Origin of the sequence: Novosphingobium sp. 1529, assembly GCF_040544855.1 — a bacterium.
Taxonomy (GTDB): Bacteria; Pseudomonadota; Alphaproteobacteria; order Sphingomonadales; family Sphingomonadaceae; genus Novosphingobium; species Novosphingobium capsulatum.
In genome coordinates this window covers 96,353-108,946 of sequence record NZ_JBEPKW010000007.1, presented here as the reverse complement: position 1 = coordinate 108,946, position 12,594 = coordinate 96,353, and the positions used below count along the sequence as shown (strand labels likewise).

General features: G+C 67.8%; 10 protein-coding genes. 5 read left to right on the top strand and 5 right to left on the bottom strand.

What is annotated here, in order from left to right:
- Together rplA and ABIC78_RS14515 are read left to right on the top strand one after the other, a co-directional pair.
- Window positions 1-702 carry a 50S ribosomal protein L1 gene (gene rplA / locus ABIC78_RS14520; protein ID WP_022675307.1) on the top strand — a complete coding sequence of 234 codons (702 nt, stop codon included), beginning with the start codon at window positions 1-3 and terminating at the stop codon, window positions 700-702.
- 218 nt (window positions 703-920) lie between these two features.
- On the top strand, window positions 921-2,045 hold the full coding sequence (locus ABIC78_RS14515; RefSeq protein WP_354490475.1) for an FUSC family protein: 1,125 nt from the start codon (window positions 921-923) through the stop codon (window positions 2,043-2,045).
- Here ABIC78_RS14515 and ABIC78_RS14510 read toward each other — a convergent pair.
- The 4 genes from ABIC78_RS14510 to ABIC78_RS14495 all read right to left on the bottom strand — a co-directional run bounded on the left by ABIC78_RS14510 (window position 2,018) and on the right by ABIC78_RS14495 (window position 7,048).
- Window positions 2,018-2,587, bottom strand: coding sequence for a hypothetical protein (locus tag ABIC78_RS14510; protein ID WP_354490473.1), 570 nt, complete (start codon window positions 2,585-2,587; stop codon window positions 2,018-2,020). The genes ABIC78_RS14515 and ABIC78_RS14510 overlap by 28 nt on opposite strands.
- Window positions 2,584-4,611 (bottom strand): DUF3857 domain-containing protein, encoded by a 2,028-nt coding sequence (locus tag ABIC78_RS14505; RefSeq protein ID WP_354490472.1) that lies wholly within the window; start codon window positions 4,609-4,611, stop codon window positions 2,584-2,586. The genes ABIC78_RS14510 and ABIC78_RS14505 overlap by 4 nt, the downstream gene beginning before the upstream one ends.
- A 149-nt stretch (window positions 4,612-4,760) precedes the next feature.
- Complete coding sequence (locus tag ABIC78_RS14500; RefSeq protein WP_354490471.1) at window positions 4,761-5,537, bottom strand: competence/damage-inducible protein A; 777 nt, start codon at window positions 5,535-5,537, stop codon at window positions 4,761-4,763.
- Window positions 5,534-7,048, bottom strand: a complete 1,515-nt coding sequence (locus ABIC78_RS14495) for a flavin-containing monooxygenase (protein ID WP_354490469.1) — start codon at window positions 7,046-7,048, stop codon at window positions 5,534-5,536. Before ABIC78_RS14495 ends, ABIC78_RS14500 begins: the two co-directional genes overlap by 4 nt.
- A 71-nt stretch (window positions 7,049-7,119) precedes the next feature.
- On the opposite strand from ABIC78_RS14495, the gene ABIC78_RS14490 reads away from it, so the two are divergent.
- The 3 genes from ABIC78_RS14490 to ABIC78_RS14480 all read left to right on the top strand — a co-directional run bounded on the left by ABIC78_RS14490 (window position 7,120) and on the right by ABIC78_RS14480 (window position 11,048).
- On the top strand, window positions 7,120-8,109 hold the full coding sequence (locus ABIC78_RS14490) for a magnesium and cobalt transport protein CorA (protein ID WP_062787776.1): 990 nt from the start codon (window positions 7,120-7,122) through the stop codon (window positions 8,107-8,109).
- 152 nt (window positions 8,110-8,261) lie between these two features.
- Window positions 8,262-10,040, top strand: a complete 1,779-nt coding sequence (locus ABIC78_RS14485) for a HAMP domain-containing methyl-accepting chemotaxis protein (RefSeq protein ID WP_167542922.1) — start codon at window positions 8,262-8,264, stop codon at window positions 10,038-10,040.
- Window positions 10,041-10,127: 87 nt separating this feature from the next.
- The gene (locus ABIC78_RS14480) at window positions 10,128-11,048 is read left to right on the top strand and encodes a cation diffusion facilitator family transporter (protein WP_022675036.1); all 921 of its coding nucleotides are present in this window, start codon (window positions 10,128-10,130) and stop codon (window positions 11,046-11,048) included.
- Window positions 11,049-11,068: 20 nt separating this feature from the next.
- Here ABIC78_RS14480 and rimO read toward each other — a convergent pair whose 3' ends face one another.
- A complete protein-coding gene (gene rimO, locus ABIC78_RS14475; RefSeq protein WP_354490466.1) occupies window positions 11,069-12,475 on the bottom strand; it encodes a 30S ribosomal protein S12 methylthiotransferase RimO in 1,407 nt (468 codons plus the stop codon).
- Between the last annotated feature and the right edge of the window lie 119 nt (window positions 12,476-12,594).

Genomic DNA, 12,594 nt, shown 5'->3' with positions numbered 1-12,594 from the left:
ATGGCAAAGCAGACCAAGAAGCAGAAGGCCCTCGTCGAAAAGCTCGGCGACAACCAGAAGATCTACGGCGTGGATGAAGCCATCCAGCTGCTCAAGGATCTGAAGAGCGCCAAGTTCGACGAATCGCTCGAAGTGTCGCTGAACCTCGGCGTCGACCCGCGCCACGCCGACCAGATGGTCCGTGGCATGGTCAGCCTGCCCTCGGGCACCGGCAAGGACGTCAAGGTTGCCGTGTTCGCCCGTGGCGACAAGGCCGAAGCGGCTCTGGCCGCCGGCGCTGACCGCGTGGGCGCCGAAGACCTGCTGGAAGACATGCAGGCCGGCAACCTCGACTACGGTCGCGTGATCGCCACGCCCGACATGATGGGCCTGGTTGGCCGCCTCGGCAAGGTGCTGGGCCCCAAGGGCCTGATGCCGAACCCGAAGCTGGGCACCGTGACGCCGAACGTCGCTGACGCCGTGAAGTCGGCCAAGAGCGGCCAGATCGAATTCCGCGTCGAAAAGGCCGGGATCATCCATGGCGGCATCGGCAAGCTCTCGTTCTCGAACGAAGCGCTGCGCGCCAACTTCGACGCTTTCGTCGATGCGATCGTCAAGGCCAAGCCGTCGGGCGCCAAGGGCAAGTATGTCCGCAAGGTCGGCCTGTCCTCGTCGATGGGCCCTGGCCTGAAGATCGACGTTGCCCAGGTGCACGGCAGCTAAGCCGCACGCCGTCAAGGCAAACAAGATTTCGGGGCCGGGAGGGTTTGCCTTCCCGGCCCCTTTCCGTTGGGGCTAGAGCGCGATCGACTTTGACTGCGTCAAAGCCGGCGCTCTAGCTTTTTGATTTTCCGCATTTTCCGAGTCGGCAGGTGATTCCACCTGCCTTGAAAATGCTCTAGGCGCGCGTGCCCGCCTCGCCTAATCACAGGGCTGTGACCGTGTCTTCTGCCTCTCTCGCAGCGCCAGATCCCGATAGCGATCCGCTGGCGCCGCGCCTGGTGGACGAGGCGGAATGCGTCGCCTCGGTCCTGCTGGCGATCCTGGTGGCGCACCATATCGGTGCCACCCATGTTTCGTGGGCGGCTTTCACCGGCTACATGGTCATGCGCGGCTATCCGCTGGAAACGCTGCGCCGTGCGCTGCTGCGCATCATCGGCACGGCGCTGGGCGCGCTGGCGTGCCTCGCCGTGCTGGAAAGCCCGCTGGGCGGCAACATGGTGGTGCTGGCCATAGCGATGGCGCTGGCCGGCACGGTCAGCCTCTATGGCGCGATCACCGGGCGCCATGCCTATGCCTGGCTGTTCCTGGGCCTGACCTTTGCCATGATGCTCTACGATCGCGTGGCCATGCCGCTGGCCGATCCGCGGGCCTTTGCGGTGATGCGCATGATCGAAACCCTGGCCGGCACGGCCGCCTGCATGGTGGTGAGCCTGGCGTCGGCCTGGACGCTGCGCCGCCGCTGGCCGGCGATCCGCGCACCCAAGCCGCAGGGCGTGGGCTGGCGTCCCGATGCGCTGCTCCACGGCGCGCGGGGCGGCCTGGCCCTGGCGCTGTTGCTGGGTCTGGCCACGCTGTGGGATCTGCCCTCGCTGGTATCGGGCGCGATCACGATCATGGCGGTGATGCTGATTCCCGTGACGGCGGTGGATGGCCCCAATGGCCTGCGGCAGGTCAGCCGGCGGCTGTGGTATCGCCTGCTCGGCTGCCTGGCGGGTGGCGCCCTGGCGGCGCTGGTGCTGGGGCTGGCCGCGCTGCTGCATGGCCCGGCGCGGGCCGCGCTGATGCTGGCAGGCACCGCGATGGGCGTGGCGCTGGGCCGCCATCTGGAAAACGGCAACCACGGGCGCGGCTATGTCGGCACGCAGTTCACCCTGGCGGTGCTGGTCGTGCTGGTGCCCGATAGCTGGGAAGCGGCGCATATCGCCCCCGGCTTTGATCGCCTGGTCGGCATCCTGGTGGGTATGGCCGTGCTCGAACCGGTGCTGCTGCTGGGCGCAGCGCTTTCGCGGGTGCGCACGGCGGTCGTTCCGGCCAATCAGCGCAGCGAGGCAGGCGGGGTCTGAACGCTGGCGCGGGTATAGCATTCCACCACCAGGCTGATCGCTGCGCCATCGGGGCGGCGCAGCACGGCGCGGTGTGACAGCACGGTGCCGGCCGGGCATTCGGCCATGCGGCCGCGCTGCGCGGCCAGGCGCTGGCGCGTGAAATGCAGCGGCGCCACCACGGTGCCGAACGGCGTATCACTGCTGGCCAGGGTCTGGTTCATCGCCGGGGTCAGCCGCGCCGGCACGAACCAGTTCTGCGCGTCAGACAGCACGACATTGCCGCACGACAGGCGCACATGGCGATAGCCCAGCGGCGCATCCGCCCCCACACCCAGCGCAGCGCGCACGGCCGCAGGCGCCGCGCGCGGCGTGCGATCGGCCGCGGCATGGATCGTGGCCGGATCAGCCAGGTGCTGCACCGCGCACCATTGCGCCAGGGCCGCCGTGGCGCTGGGCTGGGCGGCGAGCGTCGCCTCCAGCGCCGGCAGGCGCGCTGGCACGCAGCCCGCCAGCGTGGTGCCCAGTAAAGCGGTTACCGCCAAGGTGCGACCGACGATCATGGCGCAGTGCATGGCGTCTTGGCGGCCAGCCAGTCGGTATCGTCGGCAAACGGCGCGGCGTCGTGGTTGGCCGGGGCCACGCCTTTCACCGCAGTCTGTTCGAACACTGATGACATGTCGTTGTCGAACTTGGGAATCTGGCGGTTGAGTTCGGCCGCCTGGGCCGCGCTGATTTCCGGCAGCAGCACGCGCCGGCTCATCACCGTGCGCATCACCGTGCCGGTGAGCCCGGCCTTGCGCCAATAGGCGACACCGCCCAGCGAACGGTCCACCGGCTTGGCGTAATAGGTCCAGTCGTGCGCGGCGGCCGGTGCCGGCAGGCGCACCGTGGTGGCCCAGCAACGAAACGCCGGGTAATCGGTGGCATAGGGCAGGGTCTGGTCCTGGTCGGCGCGGCGGCGCAGGCGATCGGGCGGACTGAAGCCGGCGCCCGGCAGGTAATAGCGATGCGCGCCATCGCCCATGTCTTCCCAATCCATGTCGCCCAGGCCTTGCGCGCTGAGCACCACGGCGCCATGCGCTTCGTCTGCTTCCCACGAAACCTTGTCGGCAACCAGCCAGTTTTCCTGCGCTTCCCAATACTTGCGCAGCGCCCGTTCGGCGTCCACGGCCGGCAGGCTGCTCAGATAGCTGCGGATCATCAGCGCTTCGTCACCGCGCAGGATATGGCGCGCGCGCACTTTGGCACGGGCAGACAGCCCCGCGCTGGCATCGATATCGAGCACCGCCACCATGCGCGGCAGCACCGGTGGCGGCGTGGGCAGCGACAGGATCGGCGCGCCTTCGGCCGTGATCGGCAAGCCCTGGCGCCACGGCGGCGGCAGGATCATCGCCAGCGAGCGATCGCCCAGCCGCGTGCCGTCGAGCAGCATGGGCTTGCCGGCGATGGTCGCGCGCACCACGACATGATCGAACAGCGCGGCATTGGGCAGGCGATCGGCCAGGCCATCGCCCCCCTTGGTCTGGATCAGCAGCGGCTGCGCCTCGATATCCAGTTCGCGCAGCAGCGCCAGCAGCAGGGCGGTCTTGCCCTTGCAATCGCCATAGCGGCGCTGCCACGTGGTATCGGCATCGGCCGGGGTCAGGTTGGCGCCATCCATGCCGACATAGACATAGCGCACCTGCTCTTCCACCAGGCGCAGCGCGGCCTCGGCGCGGCGGGCGGGGTCGGGCGATGCGGCCGCGATCCGCGCCACTTCGGCCTTGAGCGGGCTATTGACGGCCAGCCGCGCGGCCTTGTCATAGAGAGGGAACAGCCGGCGTGAAAAATCGGGCCAGCTGGCATAGTTGGTGAATTCCACCAGGCGGCGCAAGCCATAGCGTGCCGGCGCGCCCTGCGGCACGTCGGCCGGCGGATCAGGATCGTGCAGTTCCAGCGCGATGCCGTCCAGCTTGCCGCCGCCGGGCAGCGGGGTGGGGGCAAGATCGGGCGTTGTCTGCCAGTGCATCGCTTGGCCCTGCGGCCACGACACGCGCAGGCGGAACGTGCCCGTGGCGCTGGCCTGCGGCATGATATAGAGATCGCCGCGCGCATCGCTCAGCGTCGGGTCGCGCGCGGTCAGCGTGGTGGCCAGTTCCACCTCGTCCCCCACTTCCAGTCCGGGGATCTGATAGGCGGCGGTCAGCCGGCCATCCAGCGTGGCCAGTTCCAGGTTCTGCTCGCGCTGCATCACCGAAAAGGTGGCGGTATGCGTCAGATCGCGCATCGCCCCGGCGTGGAACACGCGGAGGCGGTGCAGCACCATGCGCCCGGCATCGGGTGACCAGGTCAGGGTAAGGTTGCCGGCGGCCAACCCTTGCGGCTTGACGATGCGATAGCGCATCGCGTTGTAGACCTGCAGGCCATCGGGGCCGGCCATGTATTGCGTGTCGCTATAGATCGCGGCGAGCGCGGCATCGGTGGCAGGCGGCGTGGCGGTGGCCGGCTGTGGCGGGGGCAAGACCCAGGGTGCCGGATCGGCCACGATCACCTCGCGCGTGGTGCTGCGCGCGGCTGCGCAGGTGGGGCTTGCTGCCAGGACCATGGCAGACGCCGTTGACAGCCCGGCCGCAATGACCAAGCCCCTGGATATGTTCACGCCGTTCCCCCCATGCGGCGCGCCATGCGCCGCCCATCGGCGGGAATAATGCCCCAAGCGCCAGCCAAGTCTAGAGAGATTTCCGTCGCTTGCGGTCAGATCCCGCCGGTCACGCCCTGCCGGCCCAGCGCGGCAAGGCCAGTCATGAGATCGGCCATGCAGGCATCGATAATGTCCTGGTCGGTGGCGCGGATGACGAAATTGGCGCCCACCTTGCCTTCGCGGAAAAACGGGTAGGAACCGATCTGGCAGCCTTGGTGGGCCTGCTCGGTTTCGCGCAGCAGATCGGCCACTTCGCTTTCGGCCACCCAGCAGCCGATCGTGCCAGACAGCACCGGCAACCCGCCTTGCAGCGTGCCGGTCAGTGCCGCCAGCATCTCTGCCGCGATGTGCGGCACGCCGGCCAGCAGGTGGATATTGGCCACGGCAATGCCCGGCGCGCCCGACAGCGCGTTTTCGATCAGCGTGGCGCCCGCCGGCACCCGCGCCATGCGTAGCCGCGCCTCGTTCACGCCGCCGCGCGGGCCGTAATAGTCTTCCAGCATCGCGCGGGCGGCCGGGTGGATCACCACCTCCACCCCCAGCGCGGCGGCCACCGCGTCCACGGTGATGTCATCATGGGTGGGGCCGATCCCGCCGGTGGTGAACAGGTAGTCGTTGCGCGCGCGCAGCGCGTTCACCGCCTCGACGATCGCGGCCATGTCATCGGCCACCACGCGTACCTCTTTGAGGCGGATGCCCTGGACGTTGAGCCAGGTGGCAACCTGGGCGATGTTCTTGTCGTGGGTCCGGCCAGAGAGAATTTCATCGCCGATCACCAGCAGGGCTGCGGTCCAGATGCGGGCGGGGTCTATGCGGGATGCGTCGCTCATCGGGGCGTATCGATAACGCAATCGGGCGCGGGCGCAAGCGGCTGGGGCGCACGGTCAAAGCGTAGTACGCCATCCTCCAGGGGGTCTTTGGCCAGAAACGCGCGATCGGCGAGGTAATCGTGATTGAGCCGCCAGCGCCGGTCGGTGCTGCTGCGCGGCAGCATGGCTTGCCCACGCAGCAGATAGCCCGAGGAAAACGCGGGCGTATCGTCCATTTCCAGGCCATGGTCTGCCCCCAGCACAGGGGTGGCCACGTGCGTCCCGGTGCGCGCCATGTGGGCGAGCACCCGCGTGGTGAACGTGGCCACCAGATCGGCGCGCAGCGTCCACGAGGCGTTGAGATAGCCGAACACCTGCACCAGGTTGGGCAGGTTCGACAGCATGCAATCCTTGTAGTTGACGTGATCGGCCAGGTTCACCGCCACGCCATCGCGGCTGAGCGCGATCTTGCCGGCCACGGCCAGTTTCAGGCCGGTGGCCTTGACGATCACGTCGGCCGGCAGGCGCTGCCCATCGGCCAGCACCACGCCGCCGGCCTCCATCCGGGCGATGTGGCCAGTGACCACTCTGGCTTGTCCGGCGCGGATCGCGGCAAACAGATCGCCATCGGGCACCAGGCACAGCCGCTGCTGCCACGGGCCATAGGGCGGGGTGAACGCCGCTTCGTTCCAGGCCGGGCCGAGCGCGCGGGCTGCCCGCCGCTTGAGCCAGGCGCCCACCTTGTCGGGCGCGCGGCGGGCGCGGTTGTAGAACCAGGCACCCAGGCGGATGTTGCGCGCCCGCACCAGCCGCGCGGCGAGGCGGGCCGGGAGCACGCGGTGCAGAAGCTGCGCGAGCCGGTCTTGCCGTGGGCTGGCAATGAACCAGGTGGGCGTGCGTTGCAGCATGGTGACCTGCGCCCCGCGCTGCGCCAGTGCCGGCACCAGCGTGGCCGCCGTGGCGCCCGATCCGATCACCACCACCTGCCGGCTCGCCACGTCCAGATCCTGCGGCCAGAACTGCGGCAGCACGATCGGCCCGGCAAAGTCCTGCTCGCCAGCGAGCGGCGGATCGTGCGCGGCATCGTGATCGTAATAGCCCGCGGCCAGCACCAGGAAGCGCGCCGTCAGGCGCTGCTCCGCCCCCGCTGCGTCGGTCAGTACCAGGCGCCAGCAGCCGGCGGCACTGTCCCAATCCGCCGCCGTCACGCGGGTGTTGCGGCGGATGTGCCGGTCCAGATCGAACAATGAAACGGTTTCGTTCAGATAATCGCGGATCGCCGCGCCATCGGCAATGGCATCGGCGCCGCGCCACGGGGCAAAGCCGAAGCCCAGGGTGTGCATGTCGCTATCCGATCGCACGCCGGGATAGCGAAACAGATCCCAGGTGCCGCCCAGGCTGGCGCGCCGCTCCAGCAGGGCGAAGCGGTGGCCGGGGCAATCGCGGGCGATGTGGGCGGCCATGCTGATGCCGCTGATGCCCGCGCCGATGATCGCCACATCCAGGTCGGGCGTGTGTATCGTCATGGCCATGGACGTAAGGCTTTGCCCGGCATTTGCCAGCACGATTGCGCTTTTCCCGCGCCATTGCCACATAGGCCGCCATGACGATCATTGCCGCGCGCCGCTATGTGCCCGATCCCACTGGCCGCTCGGCCGTCCGCATACCTGGCCCGCTTGCCCTGGACGACAGGTTCTCCGCCGTGCCCGACGGGGCATTCGACTGGATTGGCCTGTGCGAGCCCTCGCTCGAGGAGATGACGCAGGTCGCCAGCCACTATGGCCTGCATCCCCTGGCGGTGGAAGACGCCCTCAACCCCCAGCAGATGCCCAAGCTGGACCAGTACCAGAAGCACCTGTTCGTGGTGGCGCGCACCGCCACGCTGGAGCCGGGTGAGACGCTGGCCTATGGCCAGACGGCGTTTTTCCTGGGCGCCGACTTCATCATCTCGGTCCGGTTCGGCTCCAGCCGGGCGCATCTGGGCCTGCGGGACAAGCTCGAGGCCGATCCCGAGCGCCTGGCCGAAGGCGCCGACTATGTGCTGCATGCCGTGCTCGATTTCATCGTCGATGGCTATCTGCCGATCATGGAGCGCCTGGAAGCCGTGGCCCATGCCATGGAAGAATCGGCGATCGACGTCTTTCCCGAACAGCAGACGATCCGCCGCATCTTCCGCCTGCGCCGGCAATTGCGCCGGTTCGAGCGGATCATCGGCCCGATGGAGGAAGTGTGCCAGCGCCTGGCCGAATCCCACGTGGCGCTGATCGATCCCACCGCGCGCATCTGGTTTCGCGATGTGCTCGACCATGTGCGCCGCGCCATGGCGCGCCTGCGCGGGTTGAAGGAAACGCTGGCCGCGATCGTCGAAACCGCCAGCCTGCTCGAACAGCATCGCCAGGGGGAAATGACTCGCCAACTGGCCGCATGGGCGGGCCTGCTCGCCGTGCCGACCGCCGTTGCCGGCATCTATGGGATGAACTTCGAGTACATTCCCGAACTCAAATGGCACTATGGCTATTTCTTCGTCTGGGGCGTGATCCTGACGATATGCGGCGGGCTCTATTGGCGTTTTCGCCGGATCGGCTGGCTGTGACCGGCTGATTCCGGCCCGCATCGCGCATCGCCCCCCTCTCGCATAATCCCCTATGCCGGCATCGGCGCAGGCTTAACGCGGCATGGTCCATGCACTGCGAAACGCCGCGCCATGTGTCGCGCGGGATGATGCAAGGCAAGGGTGGCTCTCACATGTCTGTTTTCGGGTCTTTGCGAATTCGCACCATTTCCCTGCTGGGCACGCTGCTGCTGGCCCTGGCGGCCGTGGGCAGTGCGGCCATGGCCATTTCGGCCACGAGCAGCCTGGGCGGGCGGTTGACCGGAATGTCAACCGACACGGTTCCGACGCTCACCGCGCTGACGCAGTTGCGTGGCATGCTGGGCGATCTGCGGCTGACCATCGCCAAGCACATCCTGTCGAACGAACTGACCGAAACCCGCCGCCTCGATGCCGAGTTCGACCAGCGCGTGGCGGATTTCGACAAGGCCCTGAACGACTATCGCGCCTTGCAGGAGCCGACCGGCGATCAGGACGAGCTGAACGCCGTGGGTGAACTGCAGCAGATCTTCCACACCTGGGTCAAGGAAGCCCGCCCGGTGCGCGACTATTCGCTGCAAAACCGCAACGACGAAGCCTATAACCAGTTTCGCGACCGGATGAATCCCCTGGGATTGACCATGGGCAAGCGCATTGCTGGCCTGGCCACGCGGAATGCCACGCTGGCCAAGGCAGACACCGCAGCGGGCGTGGCCCAGGCAGACCATCTGCGGTCCATGGCCGTGGGGGCGGGTGTGCTGGCCGTGATCGTTGCTCTGGGCGTCGCCCTGCTGTTCCGCCTGCGCGTGTCGAACCCGCTGATGCGCCTGTCCGAGGCGATGCAGGACATGGCATCGGGGCAGATCGATCGCAGCATCCCGGGGCATGAGCTGACCGACGAAGTGGGCGACATTGCCCGTGCGCTGGAAGGGATCAAGGATTTCGTGGCGCGGCGGGCTGCGCGTGCCGGTGAAGAACGCATGGCGGTGCAGCAGCAGGTGGTGGGCGCGTTGGGCGCGGGGCTTGCCTCGCTGCGCGAAGGGCGCCTGCAGCACCGCATCACCGAAACTTTCCCCGGCGATTACGAGCAGCTGCGCGTCGATTTCAACCAGTCGATGGCGACCTTGGCCGATGCCCTTGGCCAGGTGACCCAGGCCGCGCAGGGCGTGCGCGTGGGTGCCAGCGAGATCGCATCGGCCAGCCATGACCTGTCGAGCCGCACCGAAAACCAGGCCGCCGCGCTAGAAGAATCCGCCGCTGCCGTGCGCCAACTGAGCACCACCGTGGCGCAGACCGCGCAGACCGCCAAGGACGCCAGCGACACCGCGCGGCAGACCCGCCATGAGGCGCGTGCCAGCGGCGAGACGATGACCCAGGCCGTCTCGGCCATGGAAGACATCGCCAAGTCGAGCAACCGCATGCAGGAAATCGTCGCGCTGATCGAAGGCATCGCGTTCCAGACCAACCTGCTCGCGCTCAATGCCGGGGTGGAAGCGGCCCGCGCCGGAGACGCTGGCAAGGGCTTTGCCGTGGTCGCCAGCGAAGTGCGCAGCCTGGCGCAGCGCTCGTCCGAAGCGGCCAAGGAAATCACCGCGATCATCCGCGAGAGCGATCGCGACGTGGGCAATGGTGTGCAGATGATCGGCGAAACGCAAAGCGCGCTGGGCCAGATCGTGGAGCGCACCTCGCGCCTGTCGGAAATGATCGAGGCGATCGCCCGCTCGGCCGAAGAGCAGGCCGGCGCGATCGGCCAGGTCGATACCGTGGTATCCGACATGGACCGCATCACCCAGGCCAACGCCGCGCTGGTGGAAGAAGCCACGGCCGCCTCGCGCAGCCTGTCGAATGAAGCCAATGCCCTGGGCCAGCTGGTCGGCCAGTTCGACCTGGGCACCGGCCATGCCCCCGCCGGCCATACCCGCCTGGCGGCCTGAGCGACCGGCGCAACTAATCGGGTGACATTCACCGTCCTTGCGCGTTAGCCCCGTGCTTCGTCACGACAACAGGGGACCTGACCGCGCATGGCCGGTGGATCGACACGCACCATTCTGATTGCCCTGGGGGCCAACCTCGGGATTGCCGTGGCCAAGTTCGTGGCTGCCGCCTTTACCGGCTCTTCCGCGATGCTGACCGAAGGCGTGCACAGCATGGTCGATTCGACCAACCAGCTGTTGCTGCTGCACGGCCGCTCGCGCGCGGTGAAGCCGGCCGATGCGCTGCATCCCTTCGGCTATGGCCGCGAGCTCTATTTCTGGAGCTTCATCGTCGCGATCCTGGTCTTTGCCCTGGGCGCGGGGGTTTCGGTATTCGAAGGGGTGATGCACATCCTGCATCCCGAGCCGGCGGAAAGCCCGCTGATCGCCTTTGCCGTGCTGGGCGTGGCCTTTGGCCTGGAAGGCTGGTCGATCCTGGCGGCGCTGGGCGATTTCAACCGCGGGCGGCGCGGCACGGTCTGGGCCGCGATCCGCGATACCAAGGATGCGCCCACGCTGGTCATCCTGCTGGAGGATTCAGGCGCGCTGGTCGGCCTGGTCGTCGCCGCGCTGGGCCTGGGCCTCAGCCTGCTGACCGGCAATCCGCTGTGGGACGGGATGGCCTCGGTGGTGATCGGGCTGGTACTGGGCGCGCTCGCGCTGATCCTGCTCTATGAAGCCAAGGGCCTGCTGATTGGCGAAAGCGCCGATCCCCAGCTGGTCGCGGCGATCCGCGCCACCGCAGCTGCCCACACCGGGGTGGTGCGCGTGCACGAAGTGCTGACCGTGCACAGTGCGCCAACGATGGTGACCGTGATCATCAGCGCCGATTTCGACGATACGATCACCGCGCGCGACGTGGAGCGCATCGTGCTGGCGATCGAGACCGAGGTATCGAGCCGCTTTCCCCTGGTGGCGCGCGTCTATGTTCGCCCGCGCGACAGCGCGACCGAGGCCCTCGACGGCTGAACAGCGGGGCGTTCAGGTGGTCAGGCGATAACGCCATAGAGGTCGTGGGCATCGGCCTCTTCCACCACCACGTCGACGAAATCACCGGCCTTGAGGCTGGCTGGCACGTTGCGCAGATAGACCGCGCCGTCGATTTCCGGGGCATCGGCCTGGCTGCGACCGGTGGCGCCGATATCGCCGTCTTCGTCCGGCTCGCCGACGTCGTCGATGATCACACGGATAGTGCGGCCCACCTTGACCGCCAGGCGCGCGGCGCTGATTGCCTCGGTCTTGGCCATGATCCGGGCATAGCGCTCTTCCTTGACCGCTTCGGGCACGGCATCGGGCAGGCTGTTGGCCGCCGCGCCTTCGACCGGCTCGAACCGGAAAGCGCCGACGCGATCGAGCTGGGCTTCATCGAGCCAGTCGAGCAGGTACTGGAAATCCTCTTCGGTCTCGCCGGGGAAGCCGACCACGAAGCTGGAGCGGATCGCCAGGTCGGGGCAGATCTCGCGCCAGGCCTTGATACGGTCGAGCACCTTGGCTTCGTTGGCCGGGCGCTTCATCGCGCGCAGCACCTTGGGGCTGGCGTGCTGGAACGGGATATCCAGATAGGGCGTGAGCAGCCCTTGCGCCATCAGCGGGATGACCTGGTCGACGTGCGGATAGGGATAGACATAGTGCAGCCGCACCCACGGCACCTGGCCATCGGGCGTGCGCAGCTGGCCCAGCTCGCGTGCCAGGTCGGTCATGTGGGTGCGCACCTCGCGGCCTTTCCAGGTCCGTGTCTCGTGGCGCACATCCACGCCATAGGCCGAGGTATCCTGGCTGATCACCAGAAGTTCGCGCGTGCCGGCGGCTACCAGCTTTTCCGCCTCGCGCAGCACGGCATCGATCCGCCGGCTGGCCAGCTTGCCGCGCAGGTCGGGGATGATGCAGAACGAGCAGGCGTGGTTGCAGCCCTCTGAAATCTTGAGATAGCTGTAATGGCGCGGGGTGAGCTTGACCCCGCCCATGTCATCCAGCGCCTGGGGGATCAGGTCGAAATAGGGGCCCATGGCCGGCGGCGCGGCTTCGTGCACCGCTTCCACCACGGCTTCGTACTGATGCGCGCCGGTCACGGCCAGCACATCGGGGAAACGCGCGCGGATCACCTCGGCCTCGTTGCCCATGCAGCCGGTCACGATCACGCGGCCGTTTTCGGCAATCGCCTCGCCGATCGCGGCCAGGCTTTCCTCCTTGGCCGAATCGAGGAACCCGCAGGTATTGACCAGCACGACATCGGCCCCGGCATAGTCGGGGCTCATGGCATAGCCATCGGCGCGCAGGCGGGTGAGGATGCGTTCGGAATCGACCAGCGCCTTGGGGCAGCCCAAGCTGACCATGCCGATGCGCTTGGGCTCGGGGGCGGGGGTGGTGTCGCGGGAATCGGGGGGAAATGTGGCCATTGTGCGCGCGCCCATACGCGCAAAAGGCGCGCGCGTCACCTCATCATGGCTTTTCCCCGGCCTTGCTGGGCTTGGGCGCCGATCGCTGCGACGGAGCGTGGAAGGAAAACGATGATTTC